General features: G+C 67.7%; 10 protein-coding genes. 6 read left to right on the forward strand and 4 right to left on the reverse strand.

Going from position 1 to position 14,879, the window contains the following annotated elements:
- Positions 1–212: 212 nt before the first annotated feature.
- The 3 genes from AC3A4T_RS17440 to AC3A4T_RS17450 all read right to left on the reverse strand — a co-directional run bounded on the left by AC3A4T_RS17440 (position 213) and on the right by AC3A4T_RS17450 (position 4,763).
- Positions 213–1,094 (reverse strand): LysR family transcriptional regulator, encoded by an 882-nt coding sequence (locus AC3A4T_RS17440; protein WP_487676514.1) that lies wholly within the window; start codon positions 1,092–1,094, stop codon positions 213–215.
- Positions 1,095–1,279: 185 nt separating this feature from the next.
- A complete protein-coding gene (locus AC3A4T_RS17445) occupies positions 1,280–3,820 on the reverse strand; it encodes a sodium:solute symporter family protein (RefSeq protein WP_487676515.1) in 2,541 nt (846 codons plus the stop codon).
- An 88-nt stretch (positions 3,821–3,908) separates the two neighbouring features.
- The gene (locus tag AC3A4T_RS17450) at positions 3,909–4,763 is read right to left on the reverse strand and encodes an HpcH/HpaI aldolase/citrate lyase family protein (RefSeq protein WP_487676516.1); all 855 of its coding nucleotides are present in this window, start codon (positions 4,761–4,763) and stop codon (positions 3,909–3,911) included.
- Positions 4,764–5,176: 413 nt separating this feature from the next.
- On the opposite strand from AC3A4T_RS17450, the gene AC3A4T_RS17455 reads away from it, so the two are divergent.
- The 6 genes from AC3A4T_RS17455 (at position 5,177) to ubiB (ending at position 11,720) form a co-directional block, all read left to right on the forward strand.
- Positions 5,177–6,085, forward strand: coding sequence for an alpha/beta fold hydrolase (locus tag AC3A4T_RS17455; RefSeq protein WP_487676517.1), 909 nt, complete (start codon positions 5,177–5,179; stop codon positions 6,083–6,085).
- 7 nt (positions 6,086–6,092) lie between these two features.
- Positions 6,093–7,763, forward strand: coding sequence for an olefin beta-lactone synthetase (oleC, locus tag AC3A4T_RS17460; protein ID WP_487676518.1), 1,671 nt, complete (start codon positions 6,093–6,095; stop codon positions 7,761–7,763).
- Between the two features lie 181 nt (positions 7,764–7,944).
- Positions 7,945–8,955 (forward strand): 2-alkyl-3-oxoalkanoate reductase, encoded by a 1,011-nt coding sequence (gene oleD, locus AC3A4T_RS17465; RefSeq protein ID WP_487676519.1) that lies wholly within the window; start codon positions 7,945–7,947, stop codon positions 8,953–8,955.
- A gap of 84 nt (positions 8,956–9,039) precedes the next feature.
- A complete protein-coding gene (locus AC3A4T_RS17470; RefSeq protein WP_036107675.1) occupies positions 9,040–9,201 on the forward strand; it encodes a DUF1328 domain-containing protein in 162 nt (53 codons plus the stop codon).
- Positions 9,202–9,372: 171 nt separating this feature from the next.
- Positions 9,373–10,035, forward strand: coding sequence for a ubiquinone biosynthesis accessory factor UbiJ (locus tag AC3A4T_RS17475; RefSeq protein ID WP_487676520.1), 663 nt, complete (start codon positions 9,373–9,375; stop codon positions 10,033–10,035).
- Positions 10,032–11,720 (forward strand): ubiquinone biosynthesis regulatory protein kinase UbiB, encoded by a 1,689-nt coding sequence (ubiB, locus tag AC3A4T_RS17480; protein ID WP_487676521.1) that lies wholly within the window; start codon positions 10,032–10,034, stop codon positions 11,718–11,720. Before AC3A4T_RS17475 ends, ubiB begins: the two co-directional genes overlap by 4 nt.
- A 356-nt stretch (positions 11,721–12,076) precedes the next feature.
- Here ubiB and AC3A4T_RS17485 read toward each other — a convergent pair whose 3' ends face one another.
- Positions 12,077–14,866: a M16 family metallopeptidase gene (locus AC3A4T_RS17485; protein WP_487676522.1), complete on the reverse strand. Its 2,790-nt coding sequence runs from the start codon at positions 14,864–14,866 to the stop codon at positions 12,077–12,079.
- Positions 14,867–14,879: the final 13 nt, after the last annotated feature.

The following is a 14,879-nucleotide window of genomic DNA, read 5'->3' on the forward strand; positions in this document are numbered from 1 at the left end:
GCGAGTGCGTCGTGGGCTGCGTTCGCGAGCAGCCTAACCGCCGCATCGCCGGGTTGGAACCCGGAACTGCGCGAATAAGACCAAGGTTTTAGTTGCATGTGCGCAACGTTATTTGTCGGCGTGATCGCATTGCGCTGGCGTCTGCACTTGGATCAATCGTCAAGGTGGCGAGACGTCACCTGCGATGCTCAACGCTGCTGCTCAACGTCCGCTCAACGTGCTTGCGTGGTCATCGCCTTGCGGCTCTCGCGCAGGAACGCGGTGACCAGGCGCACGCGCACGCTGGAGCGCGACCAGACGATGCCGATGCAGCGTTTCGCGGTCGAATCGGTCAGCGGGATGCGCGCCAGTTGCAGGCCCTCGGGCCACGGCGGCGCCCAGTCGGGTACCAGCGATACGCCCAGGCCGCGATCGACCATCACCGCGATCGCGTTGAGCGCGTTCAGTTCGAAGCGCTCGCGCGGCACGATGTTGGCCGCGCGCAGGTATTCGTCGGCCTGGCGCCCGCCCCAGTGGTGACGGTCGTAGCGGATCAGCGGCTGGGTCGACAGCAGTTCGCGCGGATCGCGTCCGGCCATGCTGCGCGGCGCCAGCACGATCAGCGGTTCTTCGCGCAGCAACTGCCACTCGCAGGTCTTCGGCAGCGGGAACGGCGCCTGCAGCACCACCGCGGCATCGATGTCGCCCTTTTCGACGCAATGGTACAGATCGGCCGAATAGCCCGGCTGGATGAACACGTTGATGCCCGGAAACGATTCGACCATGCGCGCGAGCACGTCCGGCAGCATGCCGGCCAGCGCGGTCGGGCAGGCGCCCAGGCGCAGCTCGCCGGAAATTTCGCTGTCGTTGGCGACGCTGCGCAGGTCGGCGACGTTGCGCAGCAGCTCGCGCGTGCGCGGCAGGATCCGCGCGCCTTCCTCGGTGACGCTGACGGTGCGACCCACGCGCGCGATCAGCGGCGCGCCGATCTCGCGTTCGAGCGTGCGGATCTGCTGCGCGACCGCGGCCGGGGTGATGTTGAGCACGCGCGCGGCGGCGGCCATCGAGCCCTGGTCGACCACGGTCACGAAGGTATTGAGGAACTGGGTTTCCACGGGGCACCGATGGGGCGGGAATCGGGAATGGGGAATCGGGAATCGGTAAAGCACTTGCGCCGGCGATTGATGCTTCGCCGACTACCTGGTTCAACTCAATACATCAACCTTGGGCGCAGTGCCAGCCGCGTCGGCTTTTGCCGTTCCGATTCCCTATTCCCTATTCCCTATTCCCGATTCCCGCTTCAAACAGCATCGCGATAAATCGTCAACCCATTCAACGACTGCCGCGGCGCCGGGAAGAACAGGCTGGCGACATAGCCGATCACGATGCACAGCAGGATCGAGATCGCCAGGTAGTAGTACGGGTGCACCATCTGCAAGGTCCATATGCCCAGGGTCAACGCGATGCTCGCGGCGATGCCGATCGCCACGCCCTGCCAGTTGGCGCGGCGAGTGAACATGCCCAGCGTATAGGCGCCGGCGAAGCCGCCGCCGAGCAAGCCGGCCAGTTCGATCGACAGATCGAACAACGAGTGGATGTCGAACTTCGACAGCAGCAGCGCCGTGCCGATGCCGATCAGGCCGACCACCACGGTCATGATCTCGGCGAAGAACACGCTCTGCTTCGGCGTGCGGTTCTTCGCCAGCTTGTCGTAGAAGTCCACCGAAATCAGCGTGGCCACCGAATTCATGATCCCCGACAAGGTGGCCATGGCCGCGGCGAAGATGCCGGCGATGATCAGCCCGGTCACCCCGACCGGCAGTTCGGCGGCGATGAACATCGGGAAGGTCGCATCGATCGGCAGCAACGGGTTCATCCGCTCCGGGTTGTTCTTGTAATAGACGAACAGCGAGGTGCCGATGGTGTAGAAGATGATGCCGCCGGGGATGGTGATCGCGGCGAAGGCCCAGATCGAACGCCCGGCTTCCTTGTCGGACTTGGTCGACAAGGTGCGCTGCATCAGCACCTGATCCTTCGGGAACGTCAGCACCACTTCGAACACCACCAGGAACAAAAAGCCCCAGACCGTGGCCTTGGTCATGTCGAAGCTGAAGTCGAAGGTGTGCATCTTGTCCAGCGACATCGCGGTCGACCAGTACTGGTCGAAGCCGCCCGGCAGGTGCCAGATCATGAAGCCGATCGCGAACAGCGCGCCGCCCATCTTGACGATGACCTGGACGAAGTCGGTCCAGATCACCGCCTTCATCCCGCCCATCGCGGTGTAGACGATGGTGAAGCCGCCCATCAGGATCACGCTCCAGAACACGCTGATGCCGGTGATGGTGGCGATGCCGAGCGCGGGCAGGAACAGGATCACGCTCATGCGGCTGCCGATCTGGACCACGATGCACAGCGCGCTGGCGAGCATGCGGATCGCCGGATGGAAGCGCGTTTCCAGGTACGAGAACACCGACATCAGGTCGAGCCGGCGCAGCAGCGGCACGATCCACACCGCCACGAACATCAGCCCGAGCACGCCGATGACGTTGTTGGCCAGGTACTGCCAGTTGGTTTCGAAGGCCTTGGCCGGAATCGCGATGAAACTGATCGAGCTGGTGTTGGCCGCGTACAGGCTCACGCCCGCGGCCCAGAACGGAATGCTGCGGCCGCCGACGAAGAAGCTGCTGGTCGAGCCGCGCTTTTCGCGCAGGTAGAAGAACAGGCCGATGCCGATCATGCCGCCGAGGTAGACCACGATCACCACCCAGTCCAGCCAGTGCAGACCGAGCTTGCGCGCCTGCACCTGGGCGGTGGCGAATTCGACGCGGTGACCGTCGGCGGAGGCGCGCGCCCATAGCAGGCCGTCGGGCCAGCTCGCGGTCGCGCCTGCGCCGGCGGCGACCTGGGCGCCGGGCAGCGTCGCCCAGGAACCGGTGATGGTCTGGTAGATCATCAGTTTCGCCGCGGCCTGGGCGTTGGCCGGGTCGACGATCGGGTACAGCACGTGCGCCTGACCGGTCGCGCGGCCGGCGCCGGGCAGGACCTGGCCGGGGACGCGGCTGACTTCGCTCCACTGGTTTTCCGGCGAGCGGCGCAGCATGCGGTCGGCGCCGCCCTGCGGATCGGCGACGATCACGAACACAGCGCGGGTCTGCGCGACCAGCGAACGCGGCGCGGCGGCGCCGGGCCAGCCCGGCAGCGAGGTCCAGGTCGCAGCTTCATCGGCGAGCGGCCGCTGCAGCAGATGCGCACTGCCGTCGCTGGCGAGGCCGGCGACGTACAGGCTGTCGCCCGACAAGCTCGCGCGCAGCGAGGACAGCGCGATCGGCAGCGGCGGCAACGGTTTCAGGTCGAGGCGGGTGTCGCTGGCGTCCAGGCGCGCGATGACCGGGGCGATTGCGACGGCGCTGGACGGTTCGGTGTTGCGGTCGGCGGCTTTCGAAGGGCCGGCTTCAGAAGGCAATGCTTCAGAGGGCAAGGCTTCGGAAAGCGCAGCGCTCGCCTGCGCATCGGCGGGCAGCAGGTAGGCGCGGGTTCCATCGCCGATCACCGCGCCGGCCTGCGCCGCGCCGGTCCATTGCAGCGGGACCCATTGCTTGCGCTCGCCGTCCAGGCGCCAGGCCTGATCGCGGGTCAGCGCGACGCTGCGGCCGTCGAGGTTGGCCATGCCGACCAGCGGCGTGGCGGTCTCCAGCGTCGGCAAGGTCCCGGCGAGCAGCGGCGTCAGCGGTTCGGCCTGCAGCGGCGTGGCCAGGGCCAGACTGGCGAACAAGCCCAGCGCGACTGCTTTGGCGCGCGCGCTGCGGCGAGCACGGGCGAACGCGAAGAAAAATTGCGACATCGAATTACGTCCCATCATCGACGCGCACCGGAAGGTCCGGCCCGCGGTGTTGCCATGTCTATCTGGAGGCCGCGCGCTTCGGTGCGGCTCACGTCCGCCGCGCCGAGGCCAGCAGCGCCTGCGCGCGCTTGAGGAACGGCAGGTCGATCATGCGCCCGTCGACCACGAACACGCCGCGGCCGCCGTCGGGCGCGGCCGCGGCCGCGTCGACGATGCGCCGCGCCGCTTCGAGTTCGGCCGGGGTCGCGGCGAACGCGCTGTTGGCCAGCGCGACCTGACGCGGGTGCAGGCAGGTCTTGCCGAGAAACCCGAGCCGGCGCGCCGCGCGCGCTTCGGCCACGTAACCGGCTTCGTCGTGCAGATCGGCGTAGGCGCTGTCGAGCGCGAACACCTCGGCCGCGGCCGCGGCCATGCGCACGGCGAACATCGCCGAATGCACGTTGGCCAGGTCGTAGCGTTCGATGCCGGCGTGTTCGAACAGATCGGCCAGGCCGAGCTGCAAACCGGCCACACGCGGATGCGCGGCGGCGATGTCGGCCGCGTACAGCAGCGCGCGCGGGGTTTCGATATTGACCAGCAGCCCGATCGGCTGGCTTACGCCATTGAGCGCCTCGGCGCGTTCGATCGCGGCGACCGCTTCGTGCAGCGCGGCGGCCGATTCGATCTTGGGCAGATTGATCAGGGCCACGCCATCGCGCGCGACCGCGGCGAGGTCGGCGGCGAAATGCGCCGAGGTCGGATCGTTGACCCGCACGATGATGGCTTTGCGCGATGCGGCGACCGCCTCGGAGCCGACGAACGCGGCGACCGCGATGCGCGCGGCGGCCTTGCGCTCCTCGGCGACGGCGTCTTCCAGATCCAGCGACAGCGCGTCGGCGTCGCCGGCCAGGGCCTTGTCGAACAGCTCCGGCCGTACCCCGGGCACGAACAGCTTGCTACGCATACGGCCACCGCGGCGGATCGAGATCACTCATGGCCCCGGAGTGTGCGTCAAGCAAACAGTGGCAATCGCACAGGGGTCGCATGTTCAAACGATAGGTTTTGTATTGAGTGGGGCGGGGGAATCGGGAATCGGGAATGGGGAATGGGGAATCGGGAACGGGGAGTCGGGAATGGGGAGTCGGGAATCGGAAGAGCGGGGTGCGGCGATCGGGTGGGCACGATGGCTCCGTGAGAGGAAGCTTCAGCGCCGAGACCCGAAGCCGCGTGGCCTCATTCGACGGCGGCAGCGTTCGAGTTACGGATCGTCACGGCCGATTCCCCATTCCCAATTCCCGATTCCCGGCCCCAAACAGCCGATAATGTCGCCCTGTCCGCCAGGCCCGCCCCCCGCGCGCGCCGCTTACCGAGTCGCCGATGACGTCCAGCTCCAGCTCCCGCTTCCCCGACTATCCCTTCCAGCCGCGGCGTTTCGAGGTCCGCCCGGGCATCGGCATGAGCTATCTCGACGAGGGCCCGCGCGACGGCGAAGTCGTGGTGATGCTGCACGGCAACCCGTCGTGGAGCTTTTACTGGCGCAAGCTGGTCCGCGGGCTGAGCGATCGCTACCGCTGCATCGTCCCCGACCACGTCGGCATGGGCCTGTCCGACAAGCCCGACGACGCCGGCTACGAATACACCCTGCAATCGCGCGTCGACGACGTCGAAACGCTGCTGCGCCACCTCGGCATCACCGGTCCGATGACCCTGGCCGTGCACGACTGGGGCGGCGGCATCGGCTTCGGCTGGGGGCTCAAGCATTCCGATCAGATCAAGCGACTGGTGATCACCAACACCGGCGCGTTCCCGTTGCCGGCGGCCAAGCCGCTGCCCAAGCGCCTGCGCCTGGGCCGCGATTCGTCGATCGGCACCGGCCTGATCCGCGGCTTCAACGCCTTCGCCGGTGGCGCCTCGCGCCTGGGCGTGGTCAAGGCGATGCCGGCGCAGGTGCGCCGCGCCTATGTCGCGCCGTACGACAGCTGGGCCAACCGCATCGCCACCTCGCGTTTCGTCCAGGACATTCCACTGGGCGACGGCGACAAGGCCTGGCCGCTGGTGCAGGCGATGGGTCGCAAGCTGCCCGAGTACGCCGACCGCCCGGCCTTCATCGGCTGGGGCCTGGCCGATTTCGTGTTCGACCATCATTTCCTCAAAGGCTTCACCGACGCGCTGCCGCAGGCGCAGGTGCATGCGTTCAAGGACGCGGGGCATTACGTGCTGGAAGACAAGGCCGAGCTGCTCGTGCCGGAGATCCGCGCCTTCCTCGACCGCCACCCGCTGAGCTGAGGTCCGCATGGACGCCGCACCCGACCACGCCACCTGCAACATTGCCGCCGCCTTGCCGCGGTTGGCCGCGCAATCGCCGCAGCGCGTGGCGATGCGCTGCCCCGGCACGCGCCGCGCCGACGGCCTGGCCAGTTACGACGTCGAGCTGACCTACGGCGAACTCGACCGCCGCAGCGATGCGATCGCCGCCGGCCTGGCGAAGCGCGGGATCGTGCGCGGCACTCGCGCGGCGATCATGGTGCGGCCGTCGCCGGAGTTCTTCCTGCTGATGTTCGCCCTGTTCAAGGCCGGCGCGGTGCCGGTGCTGATCGACCCGGGCATCGACAAGCGCGCGCTGCGCCAATGCCTGGACGAGGCCGCGCCGGAAGCCTTCATCGGCATTCCGCTGGCGCATGTCGCGCGGGTGGTGCTGGGCTGGGCGAAATCCGCGCGCATCCGCATCACCACCGGCAAGCGCGCCTTCCTGGCCGACGACACGCTCGAGCGGGTCGAACGCGCCGGTGCGGGGGTGGGTTCGCAACTGGCCGACACCAAACCCGATGAAGTCGCCGCGATCGTGTTCACCAGCGGCTCGACCGGGGTGCCCAAGGGCGTGGTGTTCCGCCATCGCCACTTCGTCGCCCAGATCGAAATGATGGGCGAGGCCTTCGGCATCGTGCCCGGCGGCGTCGATCTGCCGACGTTCCCGCCGTTCGCCCTGTTCGATCCGGCGCTGGGGCTGACCTCGGTCATTCCCGACATGGACCCGACCCGGCCGGCGCAGGCCGATCCGCTCAAGCTGCTCGATTCGATCAACCGCTTCGGCTGCGATCAGCTGTTCGGTTCGCCGGCGCTGATGGCGGTGCTGGCGCGGCACGGCCAGCCGATGCCGACGATCAAGCGGGTCACCTCGGCCGGCGCGCCGGTGCCGCCGGACACGGTTGCGCGTCTGCGCGAACTGCTGCCCGACGACGCCCAGTTCTGGACCCCGTACGGCGCCACTGAATGCCTGCCGGTCGCGGTGATCGAAGGCCGCGAACTGCAATCCACCCGCGCCGCTACCGAAGCCGGCGCCGGCACCTGCGTCGGCCGCGCGGTGGCGCGCAACGACGTACGCATCATCCGCATCGACGATGCGCCGATCGAACATTGGTCCGACGACTTGCTGGTAGAGGCCGGCGTGGTCGGCGAAATCACCGTCGCCGGGCCGACCGCCACCGACAGTTATTTCAATCGCGACGCGATGACCAAGTTGGCGAAGATTCGCGAACATGCCGATGGCGCCGAGCGCATCGTCCATCGCATGGGCGATGTGGGCTATCTCGACGAACAAGGCCGGCTGTGGTTCTGCGGACGCAAGACCCACCGGGTCGAGACCACGAACGGCCCGCTGTACACCGAGCAGGTCGAACCGGTGTTCAACACCCATCCCAAGGTGCGCCGCACCGCGCTGGTCGGCACCGGCGCGAAAGGCGCGCAGCTGCCGCTGCTGTGGGTGGAACTGCACAAGCCGCGCATCGGTAATACCGAGCGCGAACGCATCGTCGAGGAGTTGCGCGCGATAGGCGCGGCGCATGCGCATACCGCCGGGATCGAGCGGTTCCGTTTCCATCCGGGGTTTCCGGTGGATATTCGGCATAACGCGAAGATCGGTCGCGAAAAACTCACCCTGCAAGCCCAGGCCACCGAAAGTCGGTAAGCCCCCTGTAGGAGCGGCGTGAGCCGCGACCGCGACATCACACATGCGTCGCAACGGTGAGGTCGCGGCTCACGCCGCTCCTACAGTCGGACATCCAGTCGGGGATCGTGGCGATGCATCGATCGGGCTTTGTGCGACTTAGCATGATCACTTTTATCTCTATGACTTCGGGACTGATGCTATGAAGATTTTGGTCACCGGCGGCGGCGGATTCCTCGGCCAGGCGCTATGCCGCGGCCTGGTCGCGCGCGGCCACGACGTCGTCAGTTTCAACCGCGGTCACTACCCCGCGCTCGATGCGCTCGGCGTGACCCAGGTGCAAGGCGACCTCGCCGATCGCGCCGCGGTGATCGCCGCCGCGCAAGGCTGCGAGGCGATCTTCCACAACGCCGCCAAGGCCGGCGCTTGGGGCAGCTACGACAGCTACCACCAGGCCAACGTGGTCGGCACCGAGAATGTTCTCGCGGCCTGCCGCGAGCACCGGATCGGCAAACTCGTCTACACCTCCACGCCCAGCGTGACTCACCGCGCGACCCATCCGGTCGAAGGCGGCACCGCCGACACCGTGCCCTACGGCGAAGGCTTCAAGGCCGCGTACGCGACCACCAAGACCATCGCCGAAAAAGCCGTGCTCGCCGCCAACGATGCGCAGCTCGCCACCGTCGCGCTGCGTCCGCGCCTGATCTGGGGCGTGGGCGACAATCAACTGCTGCCGCGACTGGTCCAGCGCGCCAACGCCGGCCGCCTGCGCTTCGTCGGCGACGGCAACAACCGCATCGACACGACCTACATCGACAACGCCGCGCAGGCGCATTTCGATGCGTTCGATCATCTCGCACCTGGCGCCGCCTGCGCCGGCCGCGCCTACTTCATCAGCAACGGCGAGCCCAAGACCTTGCGCGAAACCCTCAACGGCCTGCTCGGCGCGGTCGGCGCGCCGCAGGTCGACAAGACCTTGCCGTTCGGCGCCGCCTACGCCATCGGCGCGGTGTGCGAGGTGCTGTGGCATGCGTTGCCGCTCAAGGGCGAGCCGCCGATGACCCGGTTTCTCGCCGAGCAGTTGTCGACCACGCATTGGTACGACATGGCCCCGGCGACGCGCGATTTCGGTTACGTGCCGAAGGTCAGTTTTCACGAAGGACTCACCCGGCTGAAGGCCGCCTGCACGCAGGCGCCCATCGTCACCGGCTGACAACCTTCGCTGGCACAGGATCGGACCGTGCCATCGGGAAACCTAGCCCGGTGGTGGCTTTCTCTCATGCCAGGAGGTTCCCCCATGCTTCACTACGCCGCCGTCTTCTTCGTCATCGCGATCATCGCCGCGGTCCTGGGCTTCACCGGCATCGCCGGCGCCGCCAGCAACATCGCCTGGATCCTGTTCGTCGTGTTCGTGATCCTGGCGATCATCTCGCTGTTCCGCGGCCGCAAGGTCGCCTGACGCCCGCTCCGACGCTCGAGCGTTCCGCCGCCGGCCCGCGCATCGCGCGGGCCGGCGTGCGTTCGGCCGGACCGTCTGTATTTCGCCCGCTCTATTTCGCCCGTTCCATTTCGCTCGCCGTCGCCGGCATCGATGCATGGATGGACTCGGCCTGAGGGCTACAATGGCCGCATGACCGCCTCAGATCCCTCGTTCCTGTCCTCGCTCAAGCCATTGGCCGGACGCGCGCTGGAAGCCGCGCTCAACCGCGCGCTGGCGCTCGACCCCGATACCCGCGACAGCCTGCGTGCGCTCGATGGCCGCAGCGTCGCCCTGCATCTGGCCTCGCCGCCGCTGGCGCTGCGCATCCTGGTCGCCGGTGAGCGGCTCGAAGTCGGGCCGGTGCGCGACAGCGACGAACCCGATCTGTCGGTGCGCAGCACCCTCGGCGCGATCTTCTCGCAACTGCCCAACCTGCTCGGCGCCGCGCGCAATGAGCAGGCCGCGCCGGTCGGCAAGATGCGGATCGAAGGCGACGCCGATCTGGCCCGCCGCCTGCAGCGTCTGGCCGAACGTTTCGATCCGGATTGGCAACAACCCTTCACCACCGTGTTCGGCGAAGTCGCCGGCGTGCAGATCGCGCACGCGGTGTCCGGCGCCCTGCGCCATGCTCGCGACGCCGCCGGCGCGCTGGCCAGCAATGTCGCCGAATACGTGACCGAGGAATCGCGCGACGTGGTCCCGCGCGACGAACTCAATGCCTTCCACGACGATGTCGATGTGCTGCGCGACGATGTCGAGCGCGCGGCCGCGCGCGTGGCGCGTGCGCGCGATCGCGCGAGGCGCGGCGCATGAGGTCGGCCATCCGCGCCTGGCGCATCGGCCGCGTGCTGCTGCGCTATCGCCTCGACGACCTGCTCGACGGCACCCCGGCCGAGCGCTGGCTGAAGCTCGCGCGCCCGTTCGTGCCGCGCGCCTCGGCCGAAATCGCGGCGATGTCGCGCGGCGCGCGTTTGCGTCTGGTGTTGCAGGAACTCGGGCCGATCTTCGTCAAGTTCGGGCAGATCCTGTCGACCCGCCGCGACCTGGTGCCGCCGGACATCGCGATCGAACTGGCCTTGCTGCAAGACCGGGTCGCGCCGTTCGACGGCGAGACCGCGCGCCGCATCGTCGAGGGCACGCTCGAGCGCAGCATCGAGGACGCGTTCGAATCCTTCGATATCGAACCGCTGGCCTCGGCCTCGATCGCCCAGGTGCACGCCGCGCGGCTGGCGCCGGAAAACGGCAAGCCGGCGCGCGAGGTGGTGGTCAAGGTGCTGCGTCCGGATATCGAGGGCAAGATCGCCGGCGATATCGCGCTGTTGAACGCGCTGGCCGCGCTGGTCGATCGGGCCCATCCGGCCGCCGACAAGATCCGCCCGCGCGCGATCGTCGCCGAAATCGAAAGCACGCTGGCCGCCGAACTCGACCTGCAGCGCGAAGGCGCCAACGCCAGCGTGCTGCGCCGGTTCTGGGCCGACAGCGACGACATGTACGTGCCCGAGGTGATCTGGTCGCATACCAGCGAACGCGCATTGACCCTGGAGCGCGTCTACGGCATTCCCTCCGACGACATCGCCGCACTGGATGCCGCCGGCATCGACCGCAGCGCGCTCGCGGCCAAGGGCGTGCGGGTGTTCTACACCCAGGTGTTCCGCGACAATTTCTTTCACGCCGATGCGCACGCCGGCAACATCTGGGTCGACAGCGACCCGTCGCGCCGGCGCAATCCGCGCTTCATCGCGCTCGACTTCGGCATCATGGGCCAGTTGTCGGACGAGGATCAGTATTACCTCGCCGAAAACTTCATGGCGATCTTCAACCGCGACTACCGCCGCATCGCCGAGCTGCACGTGCAGGCCGGCTGGATTCCCGCGCACATCCGCATCGACGAACTCGAAGCGGCCACGCGCGCGGTGTGCGAGCCGTACTTCACCCGGCCGCTGAGCGAGATCTCGCTGGCCGAGGTGCTGGTCAAGCTGTTCCGCACCGCGCAGCGCTACGAACTGACCTTGCAGCCGCAACTGATCCTGCTGCAGAAAACCTTGCTCAATATCGAAGGCGTGGGCCGCCTGCTCGATCCCAAGCTCGATATCTGGGCGGTGGCGCGGCCGGTGCTGCAACGCATCTTGCTGGAGCGCTACAGCCCGCAGCGGCTGGCGACCGAGTTCCGCAAGCGCCTGCCCGAGTTCGTGACCCGCGCGCCGGAAATGCCGCGCCTGCTGCATGCATGGCTGAGCCAGCAGGTGTCGGGCCAGCACGAACTGAAGATGCGTTCGACCGACATCACCGATCTCAACCGCAGCATCCGCGACGCGGTGCGCCGCACTGTGGCGGCGATTCTCGGCACTGGTCTGTTGATCGTGGCGGCGGTGCTGTTCGGGCTGGAAGCGGGCGGGCCGCGTTTGTGGTCGATTCCGGCGTCGTCGTGGATCGCCGGGCTGGGCGGTTTGTGGGCGTTGCTGGCGGCGTGGCCGCGGGGCAAGCGCGAATCGCGTTAGGTCGGTTTGATGTGATCTGATTTATTCGATTCGATTCGATTCGATTCGATTCGACCACTCCGATCGCTCCGGGTCGGATCGGATCGGATTCCCGTGACTCGATCTGGACGATCCGGAACCGTCCGACACCACCCCGATCATTCGCATGCGCCCTTGCTTTTGCCCCCTTTGACAAAGGGGGCGAACGGCCGCGAAGCGGACGTGGGGGATTTGCTTTTGCTTTTGCTTGCGGTGAAGAGCAAAAGCAAAAAGCAAATCCCTCCTGGCCCCCCTTTTGCAAAGGGGGGAACCCGTTAGGTGGGATCGGTGAGGCTGGTGGCTTCGGACGCTTCGGTGGCTCCAGCGGCCCCGGCGACTCAGTTCACGCCGGATTTTTTCGCAGCCGCGGCAAAGTCACCGGCGGTGTACACGCTCAGTTGCTCCGGCTTGAGGTGCTTGCGGATCGCCGCATTCACCGACTCCACCGTCAAGGCCTTGAACTTCGCGTCCAGGTCGGCCGAGAACTGCATGGTGCGGCCATAGAACAAGTTGCTGACCAGGCCGCCGGCGATCGCCGGGTCGGACGCGCGCGCCTGTTCGCGCTGGGTCAACAGGCCCGACACCGCGTCGCGCAATTCGTCGGCGGCGACGCCGTCCTTGATCAGCCGCGCGAGTTCCTCGCGCATCGCGGTCTCGACCTTGCCGAGGTTCTGCGGCGCGGCGATCGCTTGCATCGACCAGTTGCCGGCATCGTCGCGGCCGTCGCGGCTGCTGTCGGCGTCGATATCGCTGCCCACGCCGTAGCTCAGGCCGTCCTTCTGGCGGATGCGATCGGCCAGGCGCGATTTGATCGAACCGCCGCCGAGGATGTAGTTGGCCGCGATCAGCGCCGGGAAATCCGCATCGGTGTCCTTGAGCGAAATGTTCGCGCGCGCCAGCAGCACGCCGTTGGCCTTGTCCGGGGTTTCGAAGCGCTGCTGTTGCGGCGCCACCGCGGTGTAGCGGGTGGAGATCGGCGCGTACGGCTTCGGCGAACGCCAATCGGCGAACAACCGCTGCAACTGCTGCTTGACCGCGACCGGATCGAAATCGCCGACCACGCTGATCTGGCCTTCGGCGGTGCCGTAGAAATCGCGATGGAAGGCGCGCACGTCCTCGATCTTGAGCGCCTTGATCGCGGCCAAGGATTCGTCCAGATCCAATGCATGCAGCGGATGGCCGGCCGGCCACGGATCGAAATGCTTGCTCATCGCGATGCCGGCGATGCTGCCCGGTTCCTGGCGCGAGGCTTCCAGGCCGGTGATCGCCTGCAGGCGATACTGCTCGAATTCCTTGTCCGGGAAACTCGGCGTGCGCAGCACCTGCGCGGCTAGCGCGAGCGCGTCGGCGAGTTGCTCGCGGCGGGTGCTCAGGTCGATGCGCGCCGATTGCAGGCCGCCACCGATGCGCGCGGCGGTTTTCAGCGTGTCGAAACGCGCGTCGATCTGTTCGCGGCTCAGCGCCTTGCTGCCGCGCATCAGCAGCGCGCCGGCGACGTTGCCGGCGACGTCATGGCCCTTCAGCGCATCGGCGTCGGCGAAATTGAACGAGGCCGCGACGTTTACCGTGCCGCCGCGGGTCTTCTTCGGCAGCAGCGCGATCTTCAAGCCGCCGCCAGCGCCGGTGTCGAGGGTGAAGGTCTGGGTGCGCGCGTCGATGTTGGCCGGGGTCGGGTCGAAGTGTTCGCCGGCCTGCAACGCGGTCTTGCCGGTGTAGCCCTGCAACACGCTCGCCGCGCTCGGCGCCGGGGCGATGTCGACGCGCTTGGGCGCCTGGGTCGGTTCGAAGCGGCCGAAGGTGCGGTTGCTCGATTGCAGGTAGGTGCGCGCGACCCGGTTGACGTCGTCGGCGCTGACTTTCTCCAGCGCGTCGCGGTAGTGGAAGTACAAACGCCAATCGCCGGCCGCGACCGCGTCCGACAGGCCCATCGCCACGCCGGAAACGTTGGTGTAGGCCAGTTCGAAGCCGTTGGCGATGCGCTGCTTGGCGCTGGCGACTTCCTCGGCGGTGATCGGCTGGCGCTGGATCTGTTCGAGCTGATCGATCAGCACCTGCTCGGCCTTGGCCGCGTCGGCGTCCTTCGGCAGCGCGGCCAGCGCGGTCATCAGGCCCGGATCGCGACGCTGTTCGCTGCCGGCGCCGATGCTCGCGGCCAGGCCGGATTCGACCAGCGCCTTGTGCAGGCGGCCGCCGGGCACGTGGCCGAGGATGTCGTCGAGCACGCCGAGCGGCGCGGCGTCGGGATGGGTGCCGGCGGGGATGTGGTACGCGCTCATCAGCACGCGCACGTCGCCGACCCGGCGCACGGTGACCTCGCGTTCGCCGTCCTGCGCGGGCTCGCGGGTGTAGAACGCGCGCATCGGCTCGCTGGGCTTGACCAGCGCGCCGAAGCGTTGCGCGACCGCGGCCAGGGTCTTGTCCGGATCGATCCGTCCGGCCAGCACCAGGGTCGCGTTGTCGGGCCGGTACCAGGCGCGGTAATAGGCCTGCAGGCGTTCGATCGGCACCTGCTCGACGTCGCTGCGCGCGCCGATGGTGTCGTTGCCGTAGTGATGCCACAGGTACGCGGTCGAACGCACGCGTTCGATCAGCGCCGACACCGGGCTGTTTTCGCCGCTTTCCATCTCGTTGCGGACCACGGTCATCTCGCTGTCGAGGTCCTTGCGGGCGATGTCGGAATGGACCATGCGGTCGGCTTCCAGCGCCAGCAGCCAGTCCAGCGTGGCGTCGTTGGCCGGGAACGAGGCGAAGTAGTTGGTGCGGTCCTGCGAGGTCTGCGCGTTGTAGTTGATGCCGCGCTTCTTCATCTCGGCCGGGATCTCGCGATGGCTCGGCGTGCCCTTGAACAGCATGTGTTCGAGCAGGTGGGCCATGCCGGTTTCGCCGTAGTTCTCCTGCAGCGAGCCGACGTTGTAGATCAGGTTGACGGTCACCGTGGGCTGGGTCGCGTCGGGAAACAGCAGCACGCGCAGGCCATTGCCCAGCCGGTATTCGCAGATGCCTTCCACGCAGGGCCCGGTGCTGACGCCGGCGGGCGGCGGCGAAGTGGCGGCGTGGGCGTTGCCCAGCGCGATCGCCAGAGCGAGGCTGAGCGAGGCGGAGAGGGCGGAAGAGCGGCGTAAAGGCATGAACGGTCCTGAG

It is taken from the genome of Lysobacter sp. Soil_N_51, from assembly GCF_057655755.1.

Bases quoted from the DNA above. Each gene is read 5' to 3' on its own strand.
- AC3A4T_RS17445 (WP_487676515.1), bottom strand. From the start codon at position 3,820: ATGTCGCAATTTTTCTTCGCGTTCGCCCGTGCTCGCCGCAGCGCGCGC.
- AC3A4T_RS17450 (WP_487676516.1), bottom strand. From the start codon at position 4,763: ATGCGTAGCAAGCTGTTCGTGCCCGGGGTACGGCCGGAGCTGTTCGAC.
- AC3A4T_RS17455 (WP_487676517.1), top strand. From the start codon at position 5,177: ATGACGTCCAGCTCCAGCTCCCGCTTCCCCGACTATCCCTTCCAGCCG.
- oleC (WP_487676518.1), top strand. From the start codon at position 6,093: ATGGACGCCGCACCCGACCACGCCACCTGCAACATTGCCGCCGCCTTG.
- oleD (WP_487676519.1), top strand. From the start codon at position 7,945: ATGAAGATTTTGGTCACCGGCGGCGGCGGATTCCTCGGCCAGGCGCTA.
- AC3A4T_RS17470 (WP_036107675.1), top strand. From the start codon at position 9,040: ATGCTTCACTACGCCGCCGTCTTCTTCGTCATCGCGATCATCGCCGCG.
- AC3A4T_RS17475 (WP_487676520.1), top strand. From the start codon at position 9,373: ATGACCGCCTCAGATCCCTCGTTCCTGTCCTCGCTCAAGCCATTGGCC.
- ubiB (WP_487676521.1), top strand. From the start codon at position 10,032: ATGAGGTCGGCCATCCGCGCCTGGCGCATCGGCCGCGTGCTGCTGCGC.
- AC3A4T_RS17485 (WP_487676522.1), bottom strand. From the start codon at position 14,866: ATGCCTTTACGCCGCTCTTCCGCCCTCTCCGCCTCGCTCAGCCTCGCT.